The organism is Stieleria magnilauensis (assembly GCA_007753675.1).
GTDB lineage: Bacteria > Planctomycetota > Planctomycetia > Pirellulales > Pirellulaceae > Stieleria > Stieleria magnilauensis.
Genome location: CP036432.1, coordinates 565,016 through 590,051, shown reverse-complemented (window position 1 = coordinate 590,051; position 25,036 = coordinate 565,016). Strand labels below are relative to the sequence as shown.

General features: G+C 58.9%; 17 protein-coding genes. 11 read left to right on the top strand and 6 right to left on the bottom strand.

Annotated elements, in window-relative coordinates; genetic code table 11:
• Positions 1–199: 199 nt before the first annotated feature.
• From TBK1r_RS02185 to TBK1r_RS02175, 3 genes are read right to left on the bottom strand one after another with little or no spacing between them, the layout of a single operon-like run.
• Positions 200–637, bottom strand: coding sequence for a response regulator (locus TBK1r_RS02185; RefSeq protein ID WP_145207321.1), 438 nt, complete (start codon positions 635–637; stop codon positions 200–202).
• Positions 634–2,502 (bottom strand): sensor histidine kinase, encoded by a 1,869-nt coding sequence (locus TBK1r_RS02180; protein WP_145207320.1) that lies wholly within the window; start codon positions 2,500–2,502, stop codon positions 634–636. The genes TBK1r_RS02185 and TBK1r_RS02180 overlap by 4 nt, the downstream gene beginning before the upstream one ends.
• Positions 2,503–2,537: 35 nt before the next feature.
• Positions 2,538–3,818: an ABC transporter substrate-binding protein gene (locus TBK1r_RS02175; RefSeq protein WP_145207319.1), complete on the bottom strand. Its 1,281-nt coding sequence runs from the start codon at positions 3,816–3,818 to the stop codon at positions 2,538–2,540.
• Positions 3,819–4,405: 587 nt separating this feature from the next.
• Here TBK1r_RS02175 and TBK1r_RS02170 point away from each other — a divergent pair.
• Positions 4,406–6,886: a glycogen/starch/alpha-glucan phosphorylase gene (locus TBK1r_RS02170; protein WP_145207318.1), complete on the top strand. Its 2,481-nt coding sequence runs from the start codon at positions 4,406–4,408 to the stop codon at positions 6,884–6,886.
• Positions 6,887–6,933: 47 nt separating this feature from the next.
• Here TBK1r_RS02170 and TBK1r_RS02165 read toward each other — a convergent pair whose 3' ends face one another.
• The 3 genes from TBK1r_RS02165 to cysD form a co-directional block, all read right to left on the bottom strand.
• On the bottom strand, positions 6,934–8,352 hold the full coding sequence (locus TBK1r_RS02165) for a serine hydrolase (RefSeq protein WP_145207317.1): 1,419 nt from the start codon (positions 8,350–8,352) through the stop codon (positions 6,934–6,936).
• Between the two features lie 156 nt (positions 8,353–8,508).
• Positions 8,509–10,449, bottom strand: a complete 1,941-nt coding sequence (gene cysN / locus TBK1r_RS02160; RefSeq protein WP_145207316.1) for a sulfate adenylyltransferase subunit CysN — start codon at positions 10,447–10,449, stop codon at positions 8,509–8,511.
• An 82-nt stretch (positions 10,450–10,531) separates the two neighbouring features.
• Entirely contained in the window at positions 10,532–11,443 is a 912-nt protein-coding gene (gene cysD, locus TBK1r_RS02155; protein WP_145207315.1) for a sulfate adenylyltransferase subunit CysD, read from the bottom strand.
• A 210-nt stretch (positions 11,444–11,653) separates the two neighbouring features.
• On the opposite strand from cysD, the gene TBK1r_RS02150 reads away from it, so the two are divergent.
• From TBK1r_RS02150 to cysK, 10 genes are all read left to right on the top strand, one after another.
• Complete coding sequence (locus TBK1r_RS02150) at positions 11,654–12,982, top strand: adenylosuccinate synthase (RefSeq protein WP_419580884.1); 1,329 nt, start codon at positions 11,654–11,656, stop codon at positions 12,980–12,982.
• Positions 12,983–12,989: 7 nt separating this feature from the next.
• Positions 12,990–13,799 carry a polyprenyl diphosphate synthase gene (gene uppS, locus TBK1r_RS02145; RefSeq protein WP_145207314.1) on the top strand — a complete coding sequence of 270 codons (810 nt, stop codon included), beginning with the start codon at positions 12,990–12,992 and terminating at the stop codon, positions 13,797–13,799.
• On the top strand, positions 13,799–14,794 hold the full coding sequence (locus TBK1r_RS02140) for a phosphatidate cytidylyltransferase (RefSeq protein WP_145207313.1): 996 nt from the start codon (positions 13,799–13,801) through the stop codon (positions 14,792–14,794). Before uppS ends, TBK1r_RS02140 begins: the two co-directional genes overlap by 1 nt.
• Positions 14,795–14,924: 130 nt before the next feature.
• Positions 14,925–15,974: a PhoH family protein gene (locus TBK1r_RS02135; RefSeq protein ID WP_095738208.1), complete on the top strand. Its 1,050-nt coding sequence runs from the start codon at positions 14,925–14,927 to the stop codon at positions 15,972–15,974.
• A 27-nt stretch (positions 15,975–16,001) separates the two neighbouring features.
• The gene (locus TBK1r_RS02130) at positions 16,002–18,380 is read left to right on the top strand and encodes an HD family phosphohydrolase (protein ID WP_145207312.1); all 2,379 of its coding nucleotides are present in this window, start codon (positions 16,002–16,004) and stop codon (positions 18,378–18,380) included.
• Positions 18,349–18,999, top strand: a complete 651-nt coding sequence (gene ybeY, locus TBK1r_RS02125; protein ID WP_419580883.1) for an rRNA maturation RNase YbeY — start codon at positions 18,349–18,351, stop codon at positions 18,997–18,999. The genes TBK1r_RS02130 and ybeY overlap by 32 nt, the downstream gene beginning before the upstream one ends.
• Positions 18,992–20,299 carry a hemolysin family protein gene (locus tag TBK1r_RS02120; RefSeq protein WP_372897924.1) on the top strand — a complete coding sequence of 436 codons (1,308 nt, stop codon included), beginning with the start codon at positions 18,992–18,994 and terminating at the stop codon, positions 20,297–20,299. Before ybeY ends, TBK1r_RS02120 begins: the two co-directional genes overlap by 8 nt.
• 281 nt (positions 20,300–20,580) lie before the next feature.
• Positions 20,581–22,440: a 2-oxoacid:acceptor oxidoreductase subunit alpha gene (locus TBK1r_RS02115; RefSeq protein WP_145207311.1), complete on the top strand. Its 1,860-nt coding sequence runs from the start codon at positions 20,581–20,583 to the stop codon at positions 22,438–22,440.
• Between the two features lie 129 nt (positions 22,441–22,569).
• A complete protein-coding gene (locus TBK1r_RS02110) occupies positions 22,570–23,580 on the top strand; it encodes a 2-oxoacid:ferredoxin oxidoreductase subunit beta (RefSeq protein WP_145207310.1) in 1,011 nt (336 codons plus the stop codon).
• Between the two features lie 52 nt (positions 23,581–23,632).
• Positions 23,633–24,574, top strand: a complete 942-nt coding sequence (cysK, locus tag TBK1r_RS02105; RefSeq protein ID WP_145207309.1) for a cysteine synthase A — start codon at positions 23,633–23,635, stop codon at positions 24,572–24,574.
• The last annotated feature ends 462 nt before the right edge of the window (positions 24,575–25,036 follow it).

Sequence of the window (25,036 nt, the reverse complement as noted above, 5' to 3'; positions counted from 1 at the left end):
GGTTCTCCAGGTGGGGGATTGGAGGGGCGGGAGCCAGTGGAGGGCAATCAGGACAGGCCGGGTGTGCGAATCACCGATGGCACGTTTTGGGAGGGATGCCGGCAGGGGTGACCGAGGCTTGCGATTGCTTCAATTAATACGTAGATCGCCGGGGCGCGGGATGCAGGTTTGTTCAGCTGAGTTGAAGGAACACCGACAATCAGCTGGTTTGTAACATTGCCACGGGAGGAAATTTGACGTGATTGAGATACGAGGAGAGCGTTTCCAACAGCCCCCCCAGGTTCGACTTCACAAAGTATCCGGCAACATTCCGTTCGTAGGCCCGCGTCACGTCGCGCGGGTGATCCGAGGTGGTGAGGATGAAAATGACAGTATGGCGAAGCGTTTCGTCGGCTCGGATTTCGTCCAGAAACTGATGCCCGTTCATTCCCGGCATGTTGATGTCCAGCAACACGACCAGCTGACCGCGTTGCTCCGGCGTCAAGCGGTCCGAACGCAACAACTGGAGCGCCGCGGCGCCATCGGTCGCGTTAAGGATGTCGGCCTGCAAACCACGTTTTGCCACTCCCCGTCGGATGATTTCCAGATCGACGAAGTCGTCTTCGACGACCAAAATTGTCGGCGTGCCATTGCTCATATCGATGCTCCACAGAAGGCTTCAGGGGACGTTGCCGCTAGCTCGCGAGGCCAGGAAAAATGAAAGGTGGTTCCGCGGCCGAGTTCTGATTCCACTTCAATCGTGCCGCCGAAGTATTCGACTTGCTTCTTGACGATCGCCAGCCCCATTCCGCTGCCTTCCACCGTGGGATTGCCGACTCGCTGATACATCTGAAAGATACGATCGAAGTTGGTCGCTTCGATTCCGGGGCCGTTGTCGCGGACGGAGAATCGAAACTGATGGTCGCCGTCTGCCCACGTCACCTCGACGCAGCCCTGGGCGCCCTTGTCGTTGTGCTTGATCGCGTTGCCGACCAGATTCATGAACACCTGTTCGAGCGGCGGTCGAACGGTTTCGAACACCGGCAGATCATCCGGCCACTTGACTTCAATCGATTGCGGATTGCTGACCATGTCGACAATGTTTTCAAGCACCGATCGAACTTCGACGATTTCTGAAGGCGGATTGATTCTGCCGACGCGTGAAAAATCTAACAGGTCCTCCAGCAGGACTTCCAGTTTGCCGACCCTGACTTTCAGATTGTCCAGATAGACTTCGCCGTCACTGGACAGGTCGTCGCGAACATCCTCTTCGATCCACTGGGCCAGGTGTTTGATCCCGCGCAGCGGTGAACGCAAGTCGTGCGAGGCCACGTAGGCAAAGCTGTCGAGTTCTTCGTTGGTCGCCTGCAGCTGCGAGGCTTTTTCACGGAGTTCACGTCCGAGTGCCTGGGACTGCTGCAACAGTTCTCGGGTCCGCAGGTTTTGGTCACTAAAGATGCGGGCCGCCGTGGCCATTTTTCCGATCTCGTCGGTCCTTTCGGTCCCCGGCACATCTGCCAACACCTCACCACTGGACAGTCGCTCGAACGTCTTGGTCAGATCGGAAATGGGAGTGACGATCAGCAGCGCCAATCGGGTAGCGATCAACAACGACAATCCGACGGCGGTCACGACGATGCCCAAGGAGAGTAGCCGGACACGATACGTGGTGGCCGCCAACTGCGAGGCGATGAACTCACGGCGAGCTTCGGCTTGAGAACGCAGTTGCGCCGAATAGTACGACACCTCCGACTCCTCACCGGCGATGACCACGTTGCGAAGAAACAGATAACTGCGTGTCGCTTGCACGGCCCGCAGTCCGACGCCTTCATAGTCCCGAATCGCCTGAATGATCTCTTCGACTTGTCCCCCGTCAACTTGAATTTGATCGAGTTGAGAGACGGCGTTGTTGATCGCTTCGATCGACGCGGCGACCAATTCACCGTCGGGATTTTCGAAATACTTCAACAGAAACTTTTCCGCTCGGGAAAAGGCGGATTGGGACCGCACCAATGCCAAACGGTTTTGATCATCGACCCCGAGTCCGGGCAACTGATCGGACAATCGCGACGTGCAATCTTCGATCCGTTTGGCCAATGCCGGCAACTGCTGTTCGACCAGGTCTTGCCGGATTTTTCGTTCGACGATGACGGAATCAAAATGTTCTGCGTACTCCGTCACGCGTGAGTTGATCTGTTCGAACAGCGTCACCAATTCGGGATCCGTCTGCTGCTTCGTTGCCGTTTCGATGTTAGCGCGGAGCCGCTCAAAGATCTCCTTGGCGGCGTCGGACTGTGATTGACGGCCGGAAAAGACAAAGCGGTCGGCCCGCAACCGCAGCTCTTGAACATCGCGATCCAAGCCGAGCACGACGGCGTTGACCGCTTCGACCTCGCTCATCCGGTTGGTTTCGTTCGTGATCCGTTTGGATCCGATATAGACCGCCAGCGCATTGCCGAACACCAGCATCAAGATGATGCCGAAGCCGAGATAGATCTTTCGTTTTAGCGACAGCTGAAACATTCTCGAAAGGGTGTCGAAAGTGACGTAGGTGGGCTTTAGTTCGCGGTCAGAAACTCGTTCCAAGCGCTCAACGTGGATTCATAGTTTTTCATCACGGTGTTCCAGACGGCGACATTGCTGAAACGTCGTTCGTAGGATCCCCCGGTGCGGGCTTCGCCACGGCGAACGACGACGCGTCCGTCGGTGCCCTTCAGATCAGAGGTGGCGGGTTTGCCGGCGTACCAATAGTCCCACTCCGGCGCGGTCATTTCGCGACGGGACCGCTGGGGATTGGAGATGTAGTAGCCCTGCCGCGCGATGAACGCACCCGGCCAACCGGACAGCCACCAATTCATGTACTCGTACGCCGCGTCTTTTGCGGTGGACGAAGCGGCTGCGGACAGGCACATCACGCCGTGCCATGCTCGATAGCCTTCCTTGGGTGCCGCGTAAACGCAATCGATGTGCTCGGCGCGGAGGGCAGAGACGCCGGGCGAGAACATGCTTTCGATCACCGCTTCGCCGCCACGCATCAGTTCGACCGAGCGGGGCACGCTATTCCAAACGCCACGAAAGTGTCCCTGGCGGCGCAGGTCGACCAGGATTCGAAACAGCGCGGTGATCTCCGCTTTGGAAAGGTTGCCGATGTCGTCGAATTCGATCAGCCCCTTGGATTGGGCCGCCAAGGCGATGTCAAACAGCCCGATCGTCGGCTCGTTGCACAACGCGACACGGCCGGCCCAACGAGGATCCAACAACCAACTCCAACTTTCCGTCTTGTACGCCACGCCACGTGGGACCACCGACGCGTCATAGGCGAAGGAGTCGACATTGTGGACGTAGGGCAGAAAGCTGATCTGTTTGGTTTCTTGGGCCGCCAACGATCCATCGCGTTGAACGTACAGCAGTTTGTTGGGGGCGTCGCCGGCGCCGATTCGTCCGTAAGGTGTCAGCTTTCCCGTCTTCGTCAGACTGTTGATCTCGTCCCAATACTCCAGCCGCGAGAGATCCAGGGGCTGGATCGAGCCGGCTTGCCAGAGCACGCGGATACTGTTGGACCACTGTTCGTACAGATCGAACGACTCCGGACGCGTCGATGCCTGATGCAGGACCGAGGCGCTGCCCCCCGGCTGGAAGTGCAGTTTGATCCCCAAATCCTTTTCCGCTTGCTCGCGGATGGGCTGCTGAAGCGTCACGTGCGTGCCCAAGACCCTGAGCGTGCGTTGCTGTTTGACGAATCCGTATGGCGCGGTGCCAAACACACGCTCTGGCGCAGCGGCCAACGCGACCGCGGCGCTGGCGGCAGTGGCGAGTACGGTTCGTCGATTTTGCTTCATGGATTGATCGCCTTGGATAGAGGTGGCTGAAAAACTTGTCTTGCCCCTGAGGTAGCGGCCCATTCGGTCCGGGCAATTCAACCAGAATGCGGGACAACGGACGGGCCTCCACTGCTACGACACCGCCGGGATCGTGGCAACACACACGCCCCCCGCGCCCCGCTTCGGGGCCGTGTCGCTTTGGAAGCCACGGTCCCGGCCGGGCAGCGTGATTGACCAAGCGGTCTCGCAGCCCCCCCGATTGCCGCTTCGGCCGACAGGGCGACCGAACGTGTCGCGTGTAGCGATTGCGGGCGTAGGACCGATGATGCGGCTTGTGGCGTGTGGCGAAGGCAGAATCCCGTCGCTTTGCCTCGCGACCCGCGGCGACCTTGCCGATTAGGAAAGATGATTGCGTCTCGTCCTCGGACGAGGCGACTGACCGCACGCCCCCCTTTCTCCATGTGAGGGCGGTCATTTCGCCGCTGTGCGACCTGACAGACCTCCCGCTTGTTTCTCGACCGTTTGCACCTTATGACAAGGTGCTCGAGCGTGCCCTTGTCCCTCTGAAACTTGACTCGGTTCCCAATAGCCCCTCGATTCTACCGATGCAAAAAACCCTTGATTCTGCTGTCTCACCGTCCCCCGAAACCGACGATGTGCTCCTCGGCTCGCTCTCACACGAGTTGCGCCGACACCTGCTGTTCACTCTGGGACGTGACGACATCGACTCAGATCCCGGTTATTGCTATCGCGCGGCGGCCATCACGATCCGAGATCGCATCAGCCGCGACTGGCGCCGCACCCGCGAATTGCTCGCGGCCAGTGACACGCGCCACGTCAACTATTTGTCACTCGAGTTTCTGCTCGGACGGTCGCTCAACAACGCGATCCAAAACATGGACCTGGACGAGGCGATGCGTAAAGCGTTGCATCGTTTCGGCGTCGAATTGGAAGAGGTCATCGACAAGGAACACGATGCCGGGTTGGGCAACGGCGGTCTCGGACGGCTCGCGGCCTGTTTTCTCGATAGCTGCGCCAATCTGCAGCTGCCGGTCTCCGGATACGGGATTCGCTATGAATACGGGATGTTCCATCAGCTGATCGAAAACGGCCGCCAAGTCGAAGCCCCCGACCACTGGCTGCGCGACGGAAACCCCTGGGAGATCGAGCGACCCGAGGACACCAAACGGATCCGATTGTACGGCCGAACCGAACGCTACGTCGACGAACAGGGAAAACCACACAGCCGCTGGGTGGAATCGCATGACATCTTGGCGATCCCCTACGACATGCCCATCCCCGGTTTCCGAAACGGCACCGTCAATACACTCCGCCTCTGGAAGGCGACGGCGACCGACGCGTTTGATCTGAATGAGTTCAACGCCGGCAGTTATCCCGAATCGGTCGCGCAAAAAAACAATGCCGAACAAATCTCGATGGTGCTGTATCCCAACGACGCCAGCGAGAACGGAAAAGAGCTGCGTCTGAAACAACAGTACTTCCTGGTCTCGGCCAGCCTGCAAGACGTCTTGGCCAACTGGGTCGAGCGGCACGGCGAGGATTTCAGCGAGTTCGGTCAAAAGAACTGCTTCCAACTCAATGACACGCACCCCGCCTGCGCCGTCCCCGAGTTGATGCGGCTGCTGATGGATGAACATGAATTGGAATGGGACCAGGCTTGGGCGATCACGACGCAGTGCATGGCCTACACCAATCACACCCTGTTGCCCGAAGCGCTCGAGCGCTGGTCGGTCAGCCTGTTCGGACAGTTGCTGCCGCGTGTCCTGGAAATCATTTTTGAAATCAACGAGCGTTTCCTCGCCGAGGTGGCCAAGAAATTCCCCAACGAGCCCGATTTGCTGAAACGTGTCTCGCTAGTCGAAGAAGGCCACACGCCGCACATTCGAATGGCGTACCTGTCGATCGTCGGCAGCTTTTCGGTCAACGGCGTCGCACAGCTGCACACCGATTTGCTCAAGAGCGGATTGTTCGCCGATTTTGATCGCATCTGGCCGAACAAAATCAACAACAAGACCAACGGCGTCACCCAACGGCGCTGGCTGTCCCACTGCAACCCGGGACTGCGCGACTTGATGAATGAAGCGATCGGCACAAGTTGGGAGTCCAATTTGGAAGAGATCAAGGAATTGGCCCCGCTCGCCGATGACGCCGACTTCCGCAGTCGCTGGCGTGCAGTCAAGAACGCCAACAAAAAGCGATTGGCCAAGTACGTCCAGGAGAACACCGGCGTCGACTTCGACCCCTCGATGCTGTTCGACGTTCAAGTCAAACGGATCCATGAGTACAAGCGACAGTTGATGAACGTGTTGCACGTCATCCACTTGTACGACCGCATCCTTCGCGGCGAAACCGCCGGCATGGTGCCGCGATGCGTTTTGATCGGAGGCAAGGCGGCGCCGGGCTATCACTTGGCCAAGCTGATCGTCAAACTGATCAACAACGTCGCCCGCGTCGTCAACAGCGAACCCCGCGCACGCGATCTGCTGCGATTGGTGTTCTTCCCCAACTATCGCGTTTCGGCGATGGAAGTCATCTGCCCCGGAACCGAGTTGAGCGAACAGATCTCCACCGCCGGCAAAGAAGCGTCGGGAACGGGCAACATGAAATTCATGATGAACGGAGCGTTGACGATCGGAACACTCGATGGGGCGAACATTGAGATTCGCGAAAAGGCCGGTGCCGAAAACTTCTTCCTGTTCGGACTCAATGCCGCCGAAGCCCAAGAGGCGCGAAAGAGCTATGACCCCAATGCGATCATCGCCGCCGATCCCGCGATCGCCCGCGTGATGGAATTGCTCGAAGGTGGTCATTTCCACGGCTCCGAACCCGGTGTCTTCGGCGAATTGACCTCGGGCCTGAGAAACCCGCACGACCAATGGCTGACCATCGCCGACCTGCGCAGCTTCATCGACGCACAAGAACGCGTCGCGGAAACCTACCAAAAGCCCGATCAATGGGACCGGATGAGCATTCTCAATGCCGCCAACAGCGGATGGTTCTCCAGCGACCGAACGATTCAGCAGTACGCCGATGAAATCTGGCACGTCAAACCGCTGACAGAATAACTGCGATTCGTTTGGCGACAGCGGGTTGGCGTCAATCGGCGGATCGGTTACTCGGCCTCGGCCGGTGCGATCCGCGTGGCGGAGACGCGGATGCCGTTTTGAAACAGCTCCAGCGCTTTAAATTGCCCGTTCTGTTCGTCTTTAAACGTCAGCGTGGCCCGGACGACCTTGTAAAACCATTCCGTTTCGGATTTGGGAAAGACTTCAAACGCGGGCTGGCCGGTCAATTGCACCATCAATCGGTCTTTCACAATGCTGACGTCGAACACGGCTCCGGGGGCGATTAGGTAACGGCCTTCGCATCGTTTCATCTTTGCGATCGGCACGTCGATCGTCGATTGAAACGTTCGGGGCTCGACGGCCGCACCTGCCAACATGCGGATCAAGTCTTCGGCCAGCACGTCGACTTCCATGGTTGCCGTGTTGGTCAATAACACGACCGCCGCGGGAACCTGGCGGTTGACGAACAACATTGCATGGTATCCACCGGTTTGTCCGTTGTGCCACCGCGTCGATCCGTCTCGGGCGATGTGCCAACCGAGCCCCATCGCAAAGTCCTTGGCGTCACCGCCGCGGTGCTGTTTCCAAGCAAGCTGAAGCGTTTTCCCCAAGTCATCTTCCGGCGGATCGAGATTCGACTTGGCAAACCGCAGCATGTCCGCGACGGTGCTGCGGATCCCGCCGGCACCGGGCATGTCGGCAAACTCCCACGTCGAATGCGGCTTTCCGGGAGTGCTGTGGCCGATCACCAGACGCTTGAGGACTTCGGCATCGCCGGTCACCGTGGTGCTGGTCATGCCCAGCGGTTTGGCGATCCGTTCGGACAACAGTTGGTCGTACGATTTGCCGGCTTGGTGACAGAGGAGATAACCGAGAAACGAAACCGCAAAGTTCGAGTACTCCATCTCGTCGCCCGGATCGCGGGTCAACGAATAGTCGCTCAAGAATTCGAGGGCGAGCTGGGAGGTGTAATCGGCGTAGGGGTTTTCACCGCCGACGTTTTTCATGTTGCTCGGCAATCGCGGCAGTCCCGACCGATGGATCGAAAGATCCAACAGCGTGATTTTCTTGCCGTTTGAATCGGGCATCCTGGCACCAGCGGGCAACAGGTCGGCGGCGTCCTGGTCCAGCTTGACCTTGTCTTGGACGACCGCGTCGGCGAGCAGGATTCCCGTAAAGACTTTCGAGACCGAGCCGATTTCATAAACCGTTTGATCGGTCGGCGTTTCACCGCGATGGGATGTTTTGCCAAAATGAAACGTCGCGGAGGAATCCCCCGCGATCAGCCCCAACGAAAGACCGACGACTTGCTCGGAATCGAGATACGGTTGAACGAGCGAACGAATTCGCTGCTGCGTTGCCGGGTCGTCCAAATCAGGCGGTGCGGCAACGAGCCGGTCGGCGGCGAAGACCAAAAGTAAACCGCAAAGGGCTGAGCGTAAGACAGTGGGATAGCGATCGATCATCGAGACTCCTCGGCGTGTGTTCAATCGATTGGAACACTCGATCTTAACGGCACGAGGGTTTGCCGTGGGGCAGGCATGATGCCTGCCGGGGGACGCAAGCTGGAAGCGTACGCCACTTGTTGAGGCGGGGGATCGCAAGCTGGAAGCTTACGCCACTTATTTGATGATCTTTTTTTGCCGTAGCGCTTCGATGATTTGGGTGACGCACTCGTCGATGGTCTGTTGGGACGCATCAAGGGTGACATCGGGGTTGGGCGGAGCGTCGTAGGGGGCCGTGACGCCGGGGAAATTCAGCAATTGACCGGCGTCGGCTTGGGCGTACTGGCCTTTCTCGTCACGCTGGCGACAGACTTCCACCGGCGTCGCCACATGCACGACCAAGAAGCGGTCTTCACCGATCACGCGGGCCACTTTCTGGCGAACCTCCTCGCTGGGCGCGACGAAGCAGGCGATGCAAATCATCCCCGCCTCGTTCAGCGTGTGTGCCAAGTGTGCGCTGCGACGAAGGTTTTCACTGCGATCGTTGGCGCTAAAACCGAGGTCCCGTGACAGGCCCTTGCGGACGTGCTCACCGTCGATGACCGATACGGCCCGACCACTGTCGAACAGCTTGCGTTCCAGGGCTTGGCCGATCGCGGTCTTGCCCGACCCGGTCAATCCGGTCAGCAGCACCGTGGCCGGTTGTTGGCCGAACCGGGCGGCGCGTTCTTCGGCGGTGACCGCGGAGACCGGTGCGTTGTCGTCTCGATCGCCGGATTCCTCTTCGTCCCAAACCGATTTCGCCCCACCGTCACCCGATTTATCCAGAATCATCCCGGCGGCGACGGTCGCGTTGGTGATCCGGTCGATCACGATGAACGCACCGGTGGAACGGTTGCGGCGATAGGCATCAAAATGGATCGGGGCGGACAGCGAAATACCGACGCGGCCGATGGCGTTGAGTTCCAATTCGGGGGCGGGACTGCGGTGCAACGTGTTGACGTCGACTCGATAGTTGAGCGTGTCGATCGTTCCGGGAACGGTTTGCGTGGTGTGTTTAAACAGGTACGTCTTGCCGGGCACCATCGGCTCTTCGCCCATCCAAACCAGCATGGCCTGGATCGAATCTCGCGACTTGGGAAGGTTTCCCGGACGAACGATCATGTCTCCGCGCGAGGCATCGATTTCGTCTTCCAGGGTCAGCGTGACCGCCAGCGGTGCGTAGGCTTCCTCGAGTTCACCCTCGTAGGTCACGATCGATTTGACTTTGGAGGTTCGCTTGCTCGGCAACACCATGATCTCTTCGCCGGGACGAATGATCCCCGAGGCAATCGTTCCGCAGAAGCCGCGGAAATCCAGGTTGGGACGGTTGACCAATTGGACGGGGAATCGGAAATCCTGCAGGTTGCGATCGCTGCCGATGTAAACCGATTCCAGGAAACCCATCAGCGTCGTGCCGGTGTACCAGGGCATCAATTCGCTGCGATCGACGACGTTGTCACCGTTGAGCGCGCTGATCGGAATGAAGTGCAGGTCGGGCAGATCCAGACGGGTGGCGAAGGACCGGTAGTCGTCGCAAATCGCTTCGTATTTTTCTTCGGAAAACTCGATCAAGTCCATCTTGTTGATGGCCACGACGACGTGACGAATCCCGAGCAGGGAGACGATAAACGAATGCCGTCGGGTTTGCGTCAGCACGCCGTGACGGGCATCGATCATCAGGATGGCCAGATCCGCGGTCGAGGCGCCGGTCGCCATGTTTCGCGTGTATTGTTCATGGCCGGGGGTGTCGGCGATGATGAACTTTCGCTTCGCGGTGCTGAAGTATCGATAGGCGACATCGATCGTGATGCCTTGTTCTCGCTCTTCCTTCAACCCGTCCATGAACAGCGACGGGTCAAAGTTTCCGCCGGTCGAACCCTGTTTGGCGGAATCCGATTGGACCTTGGCCAATTCGTCTTCGTAAACCAACTTGGAATCGTACAGCAAGCGTCCGATCAGCGTGCTCTTGCCGTCGTCCACGCTGCCGCACGTGATGAACCGCAACAGTTGCTTGTTCTCATGTTGCTTGAGATAGGCGTTGATGTCGGTTGCGATGAGGTCAGACTGGTGAGACATGGTTGCTGGTGAAAGGTGTTGAGGGAGTGACGCGGTCGAGGCGTTGGGGAACGGACCGGTGGAACAAGGCGGTGACCGAGGGCTAGAAATAGCCCCGTTCTTTTTTCTTTTGCATGCCGACCCCGCCTTCGTCTTTGTCGATCACACGTCCCTGTCGCTCGCTGGTCGTCGTCAACAACATTTCCTGGATGACGTCCACCAAGTCGGTCGCTTCGGATTCGACCGCCCCAGACAGCGGATAGCAGCCCAACGTTCGGAACCGCACCATCTTTTCCTCTTCGACTTCGCCTTCCAACAGCGGCATGCGGTCGTCATTGCGCATGATCAGAATCCCGTCCCGCTCAACGACCTTGCGTTTGGTCGACAGGTAAAGTGGCACAATCGGGATGTTCTCCAGATGGATATATTGCCACACGTCCAGTTCCGTCCAGTTGCTCATTGGGAACACGCGGATCGACTCACCCTTGTTGACGCGTGCGTTGTAGACGTTCCAAAGCTCGGGGCGTTGATTCTTGGGGTCCCAGCGGTGCCCCTTATCGCGAAAGCTGAAAACCCGCTCTTTGGCCCGCGATTTTTCTTCGTCGCGACGCGCCCCACCGAAGGCGGCGTCAAACCCGTATTGATCCAGAGCGGCCTTGAGGGCATCGGTCTTCATGATCTCGGTGTGACGCTCGCTGTCCTCCCACGGCTTGATGTCGAGCTTCAAGCCTTCTTCGTTGATGTACACGATCAGATCCAGCCCCAGTTCCTTGGCGACATAGTTGTCCCGGAACTCGTACATTTCCTTGAACTTCCACGTCGTGTCCACGTGCAGCAAGGGAAATGGAGGTTTCGCCGGAGCGAAGGCCTTCAGAGCCAAGTGGAGCAGCACTGCAGAGTCTTTGCCGACGCTGTAAAGCATCACGGGATTTTGAAATTCTGCAGCCACCTCACGGAAAATATGAATGCTCTCCGCTTCCAGTTGTTTCAGGTGGGTCAGGTTGTAATCCGACATCAGGACGCCGTAAGGGTGGGGAATCTAGCGTTAGTAACGGGCAAGCCATGCCCGGCCGAGGGAGTATAGGCGGAGTGTTGCAGTTTTAAGAGAGGGAATGGAACTTCTCTCTCTCCCGTTGCCATTCGGGGTGTTGGGGCTTAGGCTCTGGGATTCTGCGCCGGGGAACGAAATCTTCCCGGCCTCATCAATTTTTCCGGAGTGATTCTGGTGTCGGGAACTTGCGTCATTGGTTTGCAGTGGGGTGATGAAGCGAAGGGCAAATTAGTTGATTTGCTGGCTTCACAATTTGATTTGGTCGTCCGCTATCAGGGCGGAGCAAACGCCGGCCACACGGTGGTTGTCGGCGATGAAGTCTACAAATTGCACCATATTCCCAGCGGAATCCTGCATCGTGGGGTCCAAAATCTGATCACCCCCGGTGTGGTGATCAACCCCGAGACCATGATCGGCGAGATGGAGGGGCTTGCCCCCCGCGGAGTCAACTGCGACGAAAATCTGCAAATCAGCGAGCGGGCCCACCTGGTCATGCCTTGGCACATGGCCGAAGACCGCCAGATCAACGCGACCGCACTGCGTGGTGAGTCGATCGGCACGACCAACCGAGGCATCGGACCGTGTTACCGAGACAAGGTGGGACGCACCCACGCGATCCGCATGACCGACCTGGTCCAACCCGGTCGAGATGAACGCATCCGAACGGTCGCCGAACAGAAACTGGCGATCCTGCGAAACATGGGAGCGTCCGAGGAGGAACTCGAATCGATCGCCGCCGACAAGGTCATCGCTCAAGCGACCCGCTGGGCGAACCGTCTGCAGGGGATGATCGCCGACACGACCGATACATTGCTGGATGCCGCCGAGCAGGACAAACGGATCCTGTTTGAAGGAGCACAAGGGGCGCTGCTGGATATCGATCACGGCACCTATCCGTTTGTCACCAGCAGCAACAGCAGCGGCGTCGGCGTCTGTGCCGGTGCCGGGGTGCCGCCGCGCTGGATCAACACGGTCCTGGGCGTCTGCAAGGCCTACAGCACCCGCGTCGGTGGCGGACCGTTTGTGACCGAACTGGAAGACGAAACGGGCGATAAAATCCGCACGCTGGGCAATGAGTTTGGAACGACGACCGGGCGTCCGCGACGCTGTGGATGGTTCGATGCGGTTGCGGTTCGCTACACGGCACGACTGAGCGGCGTGACCCGATTGGCGTTGATGATGATGGACGTGCTGGCACACTTGGATGAGCTCAAGATTTGTGTCGCCTATGAACTGGACGGCGAGCGGATCACGCGATTCCCAGGCCATGCCGACCAGCTTCGCCGTTGCAAGCCGATCTACGAAACGATTCCGGGTTGGAAACAACCGGTCGATGACGTGCGTCGCGAAGAGGATTTTCCGGAAGGCGCATTGGCCTATGTGCGACGAATCGAAGCCCTCGTCGGAATTCCAGTCGGCGTGTTGTCGGTCGGCCCCGACCGTGCTCAAACCATTTTCACGAAGCAATCCGACGAGTTGAATTTGCAGCCGATCGGAGCCTAAGCGATCGATGAACGCAAAGATCCCTGACTCAAAGTCTCCGGAAACCGACGCTGCTCGCAACGTCGATCCCAACGCGGCCCCCACACGCTTGCCCGATCATGTTGCGATCATCATGGACGGCAACGGTCGCTGGGCTCAATCGCGCGGCATGCCGCGCATCGAAGGGCATCGCCGTGGCGTCGACTCGGTCAGGATGGTCAGCGAGACCTGCACCGAGCTCGGAATCGAAGCGGTCACCCTGTATTGTCTTTCCAGTGAAAACTGGAAACGGCCCAAAGCGGAACTCGAATTCCTGATGCAGTTGCTCGAGCAATACCTGGTCGAGGAACGCGAGTTGATCATGAAGCAGGGATTGCGGCTGAAGGTGATCGGCAGACGCGATCGATTGCCCGCGAGCGTCTTGGTCGAGATGGACAAAACGATCGAGGTTTCGGCGGACAACCCGGGCACGCAACTGGTGCTGGCGATTGACTATGGCGGACGCGATGAGCTGGCGATGGCGACACGATCGATTTGTCGTGACGTCCAAGCCGGACTGTTGGACGTGGACGCCATCGACGAAGGAACCATCACACAAAGGCTCTACACCGCGGGGTTGCCGGATGTCGATCTGATGATTCGTACCGGGGGTGAGATGCGGGTGAGCAATTTCTTGCTATGGCAACTCAGCTATGCCGAGTTGTGGGTCACCGAAACCTGTTGGCCCGATTTCAGCCGCCAGGAATTCGCGGCGGCGCTGGAGAGTTTCGGGTGCAGGGACCGACGCTTCGGCGGGCTCTCTGACACACCTGTCGAATCAACGTTCGGTGAGACTTGATGCTGCGTGATCGTTTGAGAACCAGCGCGATCTTGATTGTAATCGTTCTCGGTTTATTGTCGCTCGACTACTCGATCCGAATTCCGGGTGCGGATGGCGTCTGGCTGTTGCCGCTGCTGCTGTTTTTTGCGATCGGCACGGCGTGGGAAATCGCAGTGATGCTCGCTGCGGGCGGCCAACCGGTCCGGCGGACGGTCGCGGTGGTCGGTGCCACGCTGGTCGCATGCTCGGCGGCGGTTCCGTTTCTGTGGGTGCTGAGCGCGGATGACTATCCCAAAAACTGCCCCGTCGGGCGGCTGGGGTGGATCGTGCTGGCGGCGGCCGCAGCGGTGTTTCTGAGCTTGATCGCCGAGATGCGAGCGTATGGAAAAGCCGGCAACGAAACCCGCGGCGACGCGATCCGGCGAACCTCGGCGGCGATTTTCGTTTCGATGTATGTCGGAGTGCCGATGGCGATGCTGATCGCACTCCGTGGCCTGCACGCCGAGACGACGGCGGGCCGTTTCGGACTCGCCGCCTTGGTGACGACGATCCTGGTCACCAAAGTGGCCGACGCGGGAGCGTATTTTTCGGGCCGGGCGCTGGGGCGACACAAGTTGATCCCGCGGCTGTCACCTGGAAAAACGATCGAGGGCGCGATCGGAGGCATTTTGGCGTCGACGGTTGTCGCCTATTTCGCGCTGGCGTATTTGTTTCCGGCATTATTGGCACGCCCGGCGGACACTACGACGGTGATGAACGAGACCGCCGTTAAAACTGGTTTATCCGCACTTTTGGCCCCATCCTGGGTCGGGGCGATCGTGCTGGGACCGGCCCTGGCGATCTCGGGCATGGTGGGAGACCTGGCTGAATCCCTGTTTAAACGGGATTCCGGCGTCAAGGACAGCGGCAACCTGCTGCCCGGATTGGGGGGGGTATGGGACGTGACCGACTCGTTGCTTGCAGCGAGCGTGCCGGCATTTTTCTGCTTCGCCACCGGTGTTGGTGGCCCATAATGCGGTGTCTTCTTCTGGTGAAGTCGATACGATTGATTGATTACTTCGTGATCCCGGACAGCGGCCGCTCGACAGGAACGGTTCGACGGGATCATCCCAAATTGATGGCCGAGAGGTCGGCCTAAACCGAATGACTGAAGCCACATTAACGGTCACGGCGCCCGACGAGTTGTTGCAGCTTTTCGGTCCCCGAGACCAACATTTACGAAAGCTGCGGCAGTTATTCGATGTCACGATCACGCATCGAAACGGACGAGTTCGAATCGCCGGCGAGGGCGAGGGCGTCTCCGGGGCGATGCGTACCTTGGAAAAGCTGCTGCACAAAGTTCAAAAACAGGGTGCGATCGGCGGCGAGGACGTGGAGACGGCTGCGGTCGAAGAGGGTGCCAAGGTCGAGCCCGGCGCCAAACTGAAGGTGTCCGGTGGCGAAGACATCGCGATCCAACATGCCGGCCGCAGAATCCGCCCGCGAACCGAGGGGCAAGCCAAATACGTCGATGCGATTCGCGAGTACGACCTGACCTTCGCGACCGGGCCGGCCGGCTGTGGAAAGACGTATTTAGCGGTGGCGACCGCGGTGGAGGCTCTCAAAGCCGGCCAGATTCGCAAGATCGTCCTCGTCCGTCCCGCCGTGGAAGCCGGCGAAAGCCTGGGTTTTCTGCCCGGCGACTTGCGCGCGAAACTGAACCCTTATCTGCGGCCACTGTTGGACGCACTCGGTGAAATGGTTGACTATGACCAAGCGCGTGAGTTAATGGAGCAGGAAGTCATCGAAGTGATTCCACTGGCCTACATGCGGGGGCGGACACTCAACGATGCCTTCATCATCTTGGACGAAGCTCAAAACACGACGATCGCACAAATGAAAATGTTTCTCACGCGGATGGGGGAACGCAGCAAGATGGTGGTCAGCGGTGACGCCACGCAGCTCGATCTACCGCGTGGGGTGACGAGCGGATTGAAAGACGCTATCCGTCGACTCCATCGGATCAAGGCGATCGGCATGATTCGATTGACCGGCGAAGACATTGTCCGGCATCGATTGGTACAACGCATCGTCGAAGCCTACGAAGAGACTGAGAATACCGGAGCTTCGACTCGTCCGCGGCGCAGCGGCGTCCGGGTGATCGGAGGCGAACTGTCCGGGCGTAGCGGTGGCGAGGAAACGTTGGATCGGTAGCCCACCCGAGGAATCGGATCCGCAGACATGAACGGCCAAACAAAGACGCGAACGCGGCAGGAACGCATTGAATCGCTGGGGATCCCCAAGCCGAAGATGGTTCAATGGTGGATCGATAGCGACAAAGCCGATTGGGCCGTCCGGATTCTGATCGGTCTGTCCGCGGCGATCGCGCTACTGGTCGTTTGCCGAACTTGGGAACCCCGATTCGCCTATCGCACGGGTATGATCCCGGTCCGCGACATCATCGCGCGGGTGAATTTTGAGGTCGAAAACCAGATCGAGACCGAAGCACTGCGGCTTCAAAAGGTACGCGAGGTTCCGGTCTACTACCGGAACTGGAAAGCGCCGCTGGAGCAACTGCGGGCACGTTTGAAAAATCGCTTGTTCGTGATTCTGGATGCTCAGTCACTCAAGGAAATGAATGACGAGGAGCGAAAGGCGTTTGAGGAGTTCGTCGCAACCGTGGCGGTCACGCCCGAATCGGCGACCACCGACCAGCCCTCGGCCGATCAACAGTTCCTCGCGATGAAGGCGGTGTTCGCCAGTGATCCCGAACTGGAAAAACTGGACACCGCGATCAAGAACTTGCAGAAAGACGAGTTCGACAACGGTTTGTTGCAATCGATCAAGCACCAGGCCGAACAGGGCAGCCAGCGATTCATCCGCGTCTACTCGACCGAGCCGTCCGATGCCGTCGAAGTCACCGTCGACGACGTCCAGATCGCGTTGATGAAGCCCAAAATCGAATCGATGTTGGCCGAAGAGTTTCGCTCGCAATTCGGCGGTCAGGTCGAAACCGACCAACACCGCCTGGTCGCTCAGATGGTCAGCCATTGGATCGACAAGCGGTTGCCGGAATATGAGACGTTGTCCTATGACGACGAAGCCAGTGGCAAGGCGCGGGCGGAGATCGCCGCTAGCGTCCCGCCGGTGATGAAGAAGTTCTACGCCGGGCAATCGGAACTCGCCGACGCGGGTGAGCCGCTCGACGAGCACGAATTGCGTTTGTTGCACATGGAGCATCGCCAATGGACCAACTACCGCGGCGCGATCGACCGAATCGCCCGGGTGGCTGCGTACGGCGGAATGATCGCGGCACTGTATTTGTTGTGCGGATCTTACATCCTGTTTGTCGACGATCGCTCGTTGGTGTTTGACCGCGTCAAGCTTTCCAAGTTGCTGTTTTTGTTCGTGTGCACGATCGGCATCAGTTACTGGGTTGCCAGCGACAAGTATCGCAGCGAACTTGCCCCGCTGGTCATCGCCTCGATCATCACCGCAATTGTGTACGGTCGCGATCTGTCGCTATTGCTGATGTCGGCGGCGATCATCAGCGTGACGTTGTTCTTGAACGAAGGGCTCAGCCATTTGGTGATGTTGGCCGCGGCGGTCACGACATCGACGCTGCTGACCGGACGGATCCGCACCCAAAGCCATTTGCTGTTTGTCGGCGGCGTCTCCGCGGCGGTCACGTTCCTGACCGTGGTCGGGGTGGGGATCGTGACCGGCGATACGACGACAATCCCGACTGGCGTGGAACGTCTCGCGCCGACCACCGTGAGCTTTCTGGAAGTGCTGGCCGGTTTGGCACAAGAGGGTTTGCGTGCCGGGGCGTTCATCGTGATTTCGGCAGCGGCGTTGACGCCGATTTTGCCGTTGATCGAAAAAGCGTTCGGGGTCCAAACCGATCTCAGCCTGTTGAGCTTGAGTGACGCCAGTCACCCGTTGCTGCGTCGTTTGGCACAGCGTGCGCCCGGAACGTACAATCACAGTATCAACGTCGCGTCGATCGCCGAAGCCGCCGCCGATGCGATCGGAGCCAACGGATTGCTGGTCCGCGTCGGAGCGTACTTCCATGACATCGGCAAGATGTTCAAGCCGGAATACTTCATCGAAAATCAAAGTGGCGTCAACCAACACGATTCGCTGCAACCGGCGATGAGCACGTTGGTGATCATCGCGCACGTCAAAGACGGAGCGGATTTGGCGCGAAACCACCACCTGCCCCAACCGCTGATCGACTTGATCATGCAGCACCACGGCACCACGCTGGTCGAATACTTTTTTAACGAAGCGGCCAAACGAAGTGAAGACAATCCAAACGAAAAACAGGTCAGCGACAAGGATTTCCGCTATCCTGGGCCGAAGCCCCAGACCTTGGAAGCGGCCGTGATGATGCTGGCCGATACCGTCGAAAGTGCCAGTCGTACGCTAGTCGATCCGACGCCGGCGCGGATTCAGAACCTGGTCGATCAGATCGCGCAAAAGAAAATGGCGGACGGTCAATTCGACGAGTGCGGGTTGACGTTCCAGCAATTGAATCTTGTTCGAAAGAGTTTGGTGAAGTCCCTTACCGCTATCTATCACGCACGTGTCAAATACCCAAGCCAACAGCCCGCCTGAGACCGATTCGAAGTCTCAGTCGGCTTCTCCCGATCTCGAGGAGCCTGAGCCTTTCGGTGCGAACGTTCGCAAGGTTCCGACCGATCAAGACGACAGCAGTGCCCCCCGCGACGGCGCGACCGACAGTGCAACCGATGGTGCTGGCGTCGCCGTGGATGTCTTGTGGGATGTCACGGTGGAAGCCTGGCAGGATCGTCTGGGATTGAGCGATGATCGGATTGCCGAAGCGGTACAAGCGGCAGCGGCGGTGCGTGGATTTCAACGCGGCCAAATCGGCGTGCGGATCACCGACGACGTGACGATCCACGAAATCAATGTCCGTCATCTGTCGCACGATTACCCGACCGACGTGATCAGTTTTCCCTATTCGGACGATCCCAATCACATCGAGGGCGAATTGGTCGCCAGCGTCGAGACCGCTCAAGAGAACGCAGCGGAGGCGGGCTGGGAAGTTGCCAACGAAGTGTTGCTGTACGTGATTCATGGTGTGTTGCATATCGGTGGCATGGATGATCACCAAGCCGACGAGCGGGCGCTGATGCGAGACGCCGAACGTGAGGTGCTGGCGCATCTGGGGATCCAGGTGCCGGCTGTGGCGGAGGGCGACCAGCGTGGATAATGCGTGGCCTTACCTGATGGTTTCCGCCGCCGGATTCCTGGTCAGCAGCATCGGTGGACTGGGTGCGGAGTTACTGGACTGTTTCGCGGGGCGATCGTTAGAAGCGTTCTGCCGCGTCAAGAAACGCCGAGAACGATTCAGCAGCGTGCTGGAACATCAGGACGCAGCGATTCGCGGCAGCGAATACTTGCGGATGATCGGAACGGTGTTGTTTCTGATCGCGGGCACGGCTGCCTTGATCATTTCCAAACAGGGCACCGGCTCGCTGGCTTTGACCAACATGCTCGGCTCGCTGGTCGCGTGGGTCGTCTTGGCGACGATCTCGATGATGTTCGTCCACGCTTGGCTACCGGCGGCGGTCACCCGATTTGCATCGGCGCCGGTGCTCTATCACACCTGGCCGTTCTGGCGCACGTTGACGTCGGTCATGAACCCGTTTTCCATTCCCGGTGAAGTGATCGCGGCGCTGACCCGCCGGTTGTCGGGTCAGGACGAAAACGAAGACGAGTCCGAAGAGTTACTCGAAGACGAAATTCGTACGATCATTGCCGCGGGGACGAACAAAGGCATCTTCGGGCCCGGCATTCGCGAGATGATTCAAAACGTGATGGACCTGAGCGACGACACCGTCGGTCACATCATGACCGTGCGTGGAGACATCGATGCGGTCGAACTGGGCGACACCTGGCCGGCGGTGATGCAGCAGGTGATTGAATCGGGGCGAACCCGTTTGCCGGTGTACGACGGGACCTTGGACAAGGTCGTCGGGGTGCTGTACGTCAAAGACCTGCTGCCGGAGATCGCCGACGGAAAAACCCCCTCGCGACCGCTCGGAGAGATCATGCGGCACGCCTGGACGGTGCCCGTTGATCGCAGCGTCGAATCGCTGTTGCGAGAGTTTTTGCATAGCCGATCCCACATGGCGATCGTCTTGGACGAGTTCCAACAGACCGCCGGGGTGGTGACCATCGAGGACGCCTTGGAGGAAATCGTCGGTGAAATCGTCGACGAATCCGACGAAGACGAGGAAACGCGGTTCGAAATCATCAACGAGTCCACGGTCATCGTCAGTGGTCGCGTGATGATCGATGACCTGAACGACCGGCTGCATTGGGAGCTGCCCGAGAGCGACGACTATGAAACGGTCGCCGGAATGGTGCTCAGCAACCTGGGGGAAATCCCCGAAGCCGGGGCGACCTTCCAAATCGGTGACGCCGCCTTTGAGGTACTACAGGCAACCCGTCAGAAGATCGAAATGATGGAAGTGCGGTACGCCCCGGGACATCGTGTCGCGGTCTAACCGCAAGAAAACACCCGATTTGCAAGGCGAAAACACGTTGGTCCGGGCGTTTCTTGCGCAAAATGCCTGTTTCAACACTCCCGGTCATTACGTTTTGATGGCCGAATTATAGAATTTGACGAAGTTTCCGAATTGGAACACTCGATACAACCCCTACAGTCCGTTGGTCGCTACAACTTGAGGCCCAGAAACGGATTGCCGCAGCGATGGCGCGGTAGAAACCTCGGCAACGCCGCCAGATGCCCCGGCGAGGCCACTAGACGACGCGAAAGATTCAGTTCATGACGACTACAAAACATGTCAAATCCGTCTCAGGAATCACCGTGCGACTGGCCGGAGATTCGGGCGACGGGATGCAGTTATTGGGGACCCAGCTGACCAATACCAGTGCCTTGGCTGGCAACGACGTGGCCACGTTCCCGGATTTCCCGGCCGAAATCCGCGCCCCGCGGGGGACTCGAGCCGGGGTCAGCGGTTTCCAGGTCCAGTTTGCCAAAGAGGAAATCTTCACGCCCGGCGATACGCTCGATGCGCTGGTGGTGATGAACCCGGCCGCCTTGGTGACCAATATCCAGGATCTTCGCAAAGGCGGCATCCTGATCGCCAACGAAGACGGATTCACCGACAAGGATTTCAAACTGGCCAAGGTCGATGCCAATCCGTTGGAGGCAACGGTGATCAACGACAGTTATCGGCTGATCAAGGTGCCGATGACCCAGTTGACCCGCACCGCGGTTTCCGAGCACGGTCTGAGCCCCAAAATTGCGGACCGCTGCAAGAACTTTTTTGCCATGGGCCTGGTGTACTGGCTGTTCGGCCGATCGCTCGACCCGACGCTGCGTTTCATCGACAACAAGTTCGGCAAGAAACCGGATGTCGCTTCAGCCAACGTCGCGGCGCTGCGGGCCGGTTGGGCGTTCGGTGAAACCACCGAAGCGTTCGGCGAAAGCTATCAAGTCGAAGCGGCCGAGCTTACCCCGGGCACCTACCGCAACATCATGGGCAACCAGGCCTTGGCGTGGGGCTTGGTGGCGGCCAGCAAGCTGAGCAAGAAAGATTTGTTCTACGGCACGTACCCGATCACGCCGGCCAGCGACATTCTGCATGAACTGACCAAGCACAAGAATTTTGGCGTTCGCACGTTCCAAGCCGAAGACGAAATCTCCGCGATGTGCGCCACGATCGGGGCAGCGTTCGGGGGCACGATGGCGGTCACCGCCAGCAGCGGCCCCGGAATCGCGCTCAAAGCCGAAGCGATGGGCTTGGGGATGATGCTGGAACTGCCGATGGTCGTCGTCAACGTCCAACGCGGCGGCCCGAGCACCGGATTGCCGACCAAGACCGAGCAAAGTGATTTGCTGCAAGCGATGTTCGGCCGCAACGGCGAGTCTCCGATTCCCGTGATCGCACCGCGGTCCCCGGCCGACTGCTTTGACATGGCGATCGAAGCTTGGCGGATTGCCACCGAGTGCATGGTTCCGGTCATGCTGCTCTCGGACGGTTACATCGCCAACGGCAGCGAACCGTGGAAAATCCCGACCTTGGATTCGTTGCCGCAAATTGAAATCCAGCATCCGGTCGATAGCAACGACGGCGAGCCCTTCTTGCCGTACCTGCGCGATGAAAACATGGGCCGGCCCTGGGCGATTCCCGGGACCGAGGGCCTGATGCATCGGGTCGGCGGTTTGGAAAAAGAACATCAAACGGGCAACGTCAGTTACGACCCTGCCAATCACCAATTGATGACCGAAACGCGCGCGGCCAAGGTTGCCAAGATCGCCGATCGGATCCCCGAACAAGAGGTCTATGGCGAAACCAGCGGAGATCTGTTGGTCGTGTCATGGGGCGGCACCTACGGCGCCTGCCTGACCGCGGTCCGCCGTTGCCAGGAAGCCGGGCACCGCGTCAGCCACGCGCACCTGCGATACCTCAATCCGATGCCGCGAAATCTCGGCGACCTGCTCAAATCATTTGATCGGGTGCTGGTGCCGGAATTGAACATGGGTCAACTCCGCATGTTGTTACGTTCGGCCTACCTGGTCGATTGCATTGGCTACAACAAGGTCCAAGGCAAGCCGTTCGCGGTCAGCGAACTGATTGAGCAAATTGAAGCCCTCGTGCCAGCCGCTGTCGCTGTCTAGATCGTCACGGTCTAGACCCGCCGCGGCCGTTTCGTCGGCAACACCGTTGCCTTGCTCGCAGCGTCGAGCGAGGCGACCAAACGCCGAAGCATCCATTTAAAACACAAAACGATTCCCCATATTTCCGCCATGTCCCTGCCTGTTCTCAAAGCCGCTGATTTTGCTTCTGACCAAGACGTTCGATGGTGCCCCGGATGTGGCGACTATTCGATTCTGGCGCAGATGAAAAAGGTTCTGCCGGAACTGGGCGTGCCGCGCGAAAAGATCGTTTTCATCAGCGGCATCGGCTGCAGCAGTCGTTTCCCGTACTACATGAACACCTATGGGATGCACAGCATCCACGGCCGAGCGCCGACGTTTGCAACGGGATTAAAATCGACGCGTCCGGATCTGATGGTTTGGGTGATCACCGGTGACGGCGACGCGCTGTCGATCGGCGGCAACCACTTCATCCATGTGCTGCGCCGTAATTTGGACATCAACATCGTCCTGTTTAACAACCGGATCTACGGGTTGACCAAGGGCCAATACAGCCCGACCAGCACGGAAGGCCAGGTCACCAAGAGCACGCCGATGGGATCGATCGATCATCCGCTCAGCCCGCTATCGGTTGCGTTGGCCGCCGAAGCGACTTTCGTGGCTCGGTCGTTGGACGCCCACGTCAAGCATCTCGGCGAAGTGCTCAAGCGCGCCTCGCAGCACAAGGGGACCTCGCTGGTCGAGGTGTACCAGAACTGCAACGTGTTCAACGACGGTGCGATGGCCTACGCCCAAGAAAAGAAACAGCGTGCCGACAACGTCGTCGAACTCGAACACGGCAAGCCGCTGGTGTTTGGCAAAGACAACGAGAAAGCGATCCGACTGGTCGGAACCCATCTGGAGATCGTCAACCGCAACGATGTCCCCGATGATGACCTGCTGATCCACGACGAAAAAGATCCCAACCCGTCGATTCAAATGATGCTGGCGAGAATGCGTTATCCTGAAATGCCCGAGCCGATCGGCATTTTGCGTGACGTCGACAATGTCTCGACCTACGACGAACAGATCAACGCACAAGTCGACCTCGCCAAGCAGACCCGCGGCGAAGGTGATCTAGAAAAGCTATTCCACGCCGGGGACACCTGGGTCGTGGGCTGAAACGTTTACAGACGATGTCATCATTCAACGGTTGTTCCAGGGAGGAATGAACATGCCACGTGGAAAGACTTACTCAAACGCGACCAAAGCCATCGGCGATACCCCGATGATCCAAGTGAATCGCTTGGTGCCCGAGGGTGGCGCGAGTGTGTTCGCAAAGTGCGAATTCTTTCAGCCGCTCAACAGCGTCAAGGATCGGATCGGCGTTGCGATGATCGAAGCCGGCGAAAAGGACGGCACGATCACGCCGGAAACCCATGTGATCGAACCGACCAGCGGCAACACCGGGATCGCGCTGGCGTTCGTCTGTGCCGCAAAGGGCTACAGACTGACGTTGACGATGCCCGAGTCGATGTCGGTCGAACGCCGCGCGCTGCTCCGCGCGATGGGTGCCAACCTGGTGCTGACGCCCGCCGGAGATGGGATGAAGGGCGCGATCAACAAAGCCGCCGAATTGGTTTCCCAAGACGAAACCGCCTTCATGCCGCAACAATTCGAGAACCCCGCCAACCCGGCGATTCACGAAGCGACCACGGGGCCGGAGATCTGGGAAGACAGCGGCCACCAAATCGACGCGATCGTGGCCGGCGTCGGCACCGGCGGAACGATCACCGGTGTCGCACGCTACCTGAAACAGAAAAACCCCGACTTCAAAGCGATCGCCGTCGAACCGGTTCATTCGCCGGTCATCAGCGGCGGATCACCGGGGAAACACCGGATCCAAGGCATCGGTGCCGGGTTCATCCCCAAAAATCTGGACACCAGCATCATCGATGACGTGGTCCAGGTCGATGACGAAGACGCGTTCGCCTGGGGCCGACGACTGGCCAAAGAAGAAGGCATCGTCGGCGGAATCAGCAGCGGGGCCAACATGTGGGCCGCCGCCCAAGTCGCCGCACGTCCGGAAATGAAAGGCAAGCGGATCGTCACGATCATGTGCAGCTTGGGAGAACGCTACCTGAGCACTCCGCTGTTCGGCGATCTGGGCTTGTAGGCACCCCGCCTGCGCTGCAGGTATTCACTGGAGTCAGGGGGCCCGGTAGGCTCACGTTAAACGTCTGATCATCGTTTGAGATCAGCCGGTTCGCGCCAGCTTCCGGGTCTCGTCATGGGTGATGACCGAGCGGTCATCGGCGCGCGCCCTTTACCGCAAAAAATGCTTCGCCGCGCTGTCGCAATCCCCCAAACCCATCGCAGATTGCCCCCGAGAGCGTGCTTCGCGGAGTGGGCCGGATGCTCGGGTGCTTGCGGACACTCTCACGGATGATCGGACTGGAACCACTTGCCGCCCCGACACCGGCCTACATCCCGCCGCTGGGGTACAATGGCTTACGATTGCCCGCGAGACGTCTTTTTCTCGCACTGCTTAGCGATCGGCGATCCTTTGGACTCGTCGAATGCGGCTTGATGCGGTAAGAATCACCCCTCGGCGACCCACACTGTCGCCGATTTTTCA

Bases quoted from the DNA above. Each gene is read 5' to 3' on its own strand.
- TBK1r_RS02130 (WP_145207312.1), top strand. From the start codon at position 16,002: ATGAACGGCCAAACAAAGACGCGAACGCGGCAGGAACGCATTGAATCG.
- cysK (WP_145207309.1), top strand. From the start codon at position 23,633: ATGCCACGTGGAAAGACTTACTCAAACGCGACCAAAGCCATCGGCGAT.
- uppS (WP_145207314.1), top strand. From the start codon at position 12,990: ATGAACGCAAAGATCCCTGACTCAAAGTCTCCGGAAACCGACGCTGCT.
- TBK1r_RS02170 (WP_145207318.1), top strand. From the start codon at position 4,406: ATGCAAAAAACCCTTGATTCTGCTGTCTCACCGTCCCCCGAAACCGAC.
- cysD (WP_145207315.1), bottom strand. From the start codon at position 11,443: ATGTCGGATTACAACCTGACCCACCTGAAACAACTGGAAGCGGAGAGC.
- TBK1r_RS02140 (WP_145207313.1), top strand. From the start codon at position 13,799: ATGCTGCGTGATCGTTTGAGAACCAGCGCGATCTTGATTGTAATCGTT.
- cysN (WP_145207316.1), bottom strand. From the start codon at position 10,449: ATGTCTCACCAGTCTGACCTCATCGCAACCGACATCAACGCCTATCTC.
- TBK1r_RS02165 (WP_145207317.1), bottom strand. From the start codon at position 8,352: ATGATCGATCGCTATCCCACTGTCTTACGCTCAGCCCTTTGCGGTTTA.
- TBK1r_RS02110 (WP_145207310.1), top strand. From the start codon at position 22,570: ATGTCCCTGCCTGTTCTCAAAGCCGCTGATTTTGCTTCTGACCAAGAC.
- TBK1r_RS02180 (WP_145207320.1), bottom strand. From the start codon at position 2,502: ATGTTTCAGCTGTCGCTAAAACGAAAGATCTATCTCGGCTTCGGCATC.
- TBK1r_RS02135 (WP_095738208.1), top strand. From the start codon at position 14,925: ATGACTGAAGCCACATTAACGGTCACGGCGCCCGACGAGTTGTTGCAG.
- TBK1r_RS02175 (WP_145207319.1), bottom strand. From the start codon at position 3,818: ATGAAGCAAAATCGACGAACCGTACTCGCCACTGCCGCCAGCGCCGCG.
- TBK1r_RS02115 (WP_145207311.1), top strand. From the start codon at position 20,581: ATGACGACTACAAAACATGTCAAATCCGTCTCAGGAATCACCGTGCGA.
- TBK1r_RS02185 (WP_145207321.1), bottom strand. From the start codon at position 637: ATGAGCAATGGCACGCCGACAATTTTGGTCGTCGAAGACGACTTCGTC.